The organism is Leucobacter sp. M11, assembly GCF_035726885.1.
GTDB lineage: Bacteria > Actinomycetota > Actinomycetes > Actinomycetales > Microbacteriaceae > JAPFRB01.
The window spans coordinates 628,705-630,782 of record NZ_JAPFRB010000003.1 but is presented as its reverse complement, the minus strand read 5'-3'; the positions used below and the strand labels follow the sequence as shown (position 1 = coordinate 630,782).

Sequence of the window (2,078 nt, the reverse complement as noted above, 5' to 3'; positions counted from 1 at the left end):
CCGACGCGCTTGTTGGCGACCGCGGCGATGCCGGTCATCTCCAGCACCTCGCTCACCCGGGCGTCGGGGATGCCGTGCGTCGCGGCGAGCGCGCGCAGGTGGCTGCGGGCGGAGCGGCCGGGGTGCACGCCCTTCGCATCGAGGAGCGCGCCGACGAGGAGCATCGGATTCGCGTGCTCGGCGTAGGGGCGGCCCGCGATGGTCACGGTGCCGGCGGTGGGGTTGTCCAGGCCGACCATCAGGCGCATCGCGGTGGACTTGCCCGCGCCATTCGGGCCGAGGAAGCCGGTCACGGCGCCCTCGCGCACGGTGAAGCTGGCCTGGTCCACGGCGGTCTTGCGGCCGTACCGCTTGGTCAGGCCCTGTGCCTCGATCATGGTTCCTCCTCGGTTGACGATAGCCTCAACGCTACGGATGACCCGGGGGTGCGCGCGTCCGACGTCGGTACCGGAACGGATGCCGAGGGGTCAGACCAGAGGATGATCTCTGCGCCGCTCGCGGGCGGCACCCAGGTATGGCGAGCCGATCCTGGCGGGCGGCGCCGGCCTGCCCTGCGGCCTGCGCGTGGCGGCGCGAGGGGGCACGCGAGGGCGCGGGCCGCCGCGTTCGCCTCAGGCCCCGGCGGTGCCGGGGAGGTCCACGAAGGCGGTGTCGGCGAGCTCGACGCGGGCGGCCCCGGCGCTCAGCTCGGCGGCCCGGGCCAGCAGCGTTTCCGTCTCCGCCGGGGGCAGGCGCAGGCGGCTGCGGACCTCGGCGCCGTAGTCGCTGCCCTCGATCCCCCAGCCACGGCGGCGGGCCTCCGCTTCGATCGCGGGGGCGGTCGCGTAGTCGCTCGTCACCGTGGCGAGCTGCCGCGCCTCCCGGGTCACCCGCTCGGCGAGGAGCACGGCCCCGGCGACCGAGGAACGGTAGGCGCGGGTGAGGCCGCCCGCGCCGAGCAGCACGCCCCCGAAGTACCGGGTGACGACGGCGACGACGTCGCTCAGCCCCGCGGAGACGAGGGCGTCGAGCATGGGGGCACCCGCGGTGCCGCTCGGCTCACCGTCGTCGTTCGAGCGTTGCAGGCGGGCGTCGTGCCCGATCACGAACGCGGAGCAGTGGTGCCGGGCGCGCGGGTGCTCGGCACGAACCGCCTGGATCACCGCGCGCGCCGCGTCCTCGTCAGCGACCCGCTCCAGGCGGCAGAGGAAGCGGGAGCGGTTGATCTCCTGTTCGGCGTCGACCGGGAGCAGGATCGTCTCGTACCGGTTTGCGCTCACTCGCCCATTGTCCCACCCCGGGGCCCGGGGCGGGCAAGCCGCGCACGCGGTAGCATCGGGGCATGAGCGAGAGCGTGCGGATCGACAGCTGGGTCTGGGCCGTCCGCCTCGTGAAGACGCGGTCCCAGGCAACCACGGCCTGCCGGGCCGGGCACGTCCGCCTGAACGACACCGCGGCGAAGGCCGCCCAGCCGGTGCGCATCGGCGACGTGGTGCGGATCCGCCTGCACGGTTTCGATCGGATCTACCGCGTCACGGGCCTCGCCACGAAACGCGGCAGCGCCGAGCAGGCCCGGACCTGCTTCGAGGACCTCACCCCGCCGCCGCTCCCCCGCGAGGAGCGGGCGCTGCTCCCGGTCCGCGACCGCGGCGCCGGGCGCCCCACCAAGCGCGAGCGCCGGGATCTCGACCGCCTGCGCGGCCGCGAGCTCGACAGCGCCGCGCTCGGCGACCTCCTCGCTCCTCCGGCCGAGCCGGGCCCGGACCGCTCCGGCACCGCCGAGCCCGCCGCCCAGGACGACAGCTTCCCACGGACTGAGCACTAGCGCCGTTTCCGCGGCGGCACGGCCGAGGCGGGACGTGCCCGATCCCGGGCCCCGCCAGCCCCGGAACCGCAACGAGCGCGGGGCCCGCCGCTGTCGCGGCGAGCCCCGTGCTCGTGGGGTGGCCTCCCGGAGAGGCTCCGGGAAGCCGGCGGGAGCTTAGCTCTCGGCCCGCTTCCGGCGGGCGGCCAGCAGGGCGCCCAGGCCGAGCAGGACGATGCCCGCGATGGCCAACCCGGCGAGGTCCGCACCGGTCACGGAGAGCTTGCCCTCCGCG

2 protein-coding genes and 1 pseudogene are annotated in these 2,078 nt (G+C 75.8%); 1 reads left to right on the top strand and 2 read right to left on the bottom strand.

Annotation, left to right across the window (positions count from 1 at the left end; all coding sequences use genetic code 11):
- Positions 1 to 377: ATP-binding cassette domain-containing protein (locus tag OOT08_RS11355; RefSeq protein ID WP_325092743.1), on the bottom strand; the 377-nt coding region annotated here is incomplete at its 3' end.
- A gap of 234 nt (positions 378 to 611) precedes the next feature.
- Entirely contained in the window at positions 612 to 1,259 is a 648-nt protein-coding gene (locus tag OOT08_RS11350) for a YigZ family protein (protein ID WP_325092742.1), read from the bottom strand.
- A gap of 62 nt (positions 1,260 to 1,321) precedes the next feature.
- Between OOT08_RS11350 and OOT08_RS11345 the strand changes: the two are divergent.
- Positions 1,322 to 1,687 (top strand): annotated as a pseudogene (locus tag OOT08_RS11345) (RNA-binding S4 domain-containing protein); the annotation flags it as partial.
- Positions 1,688 to 2,078 lie beyond the last annotated feature (391 nt).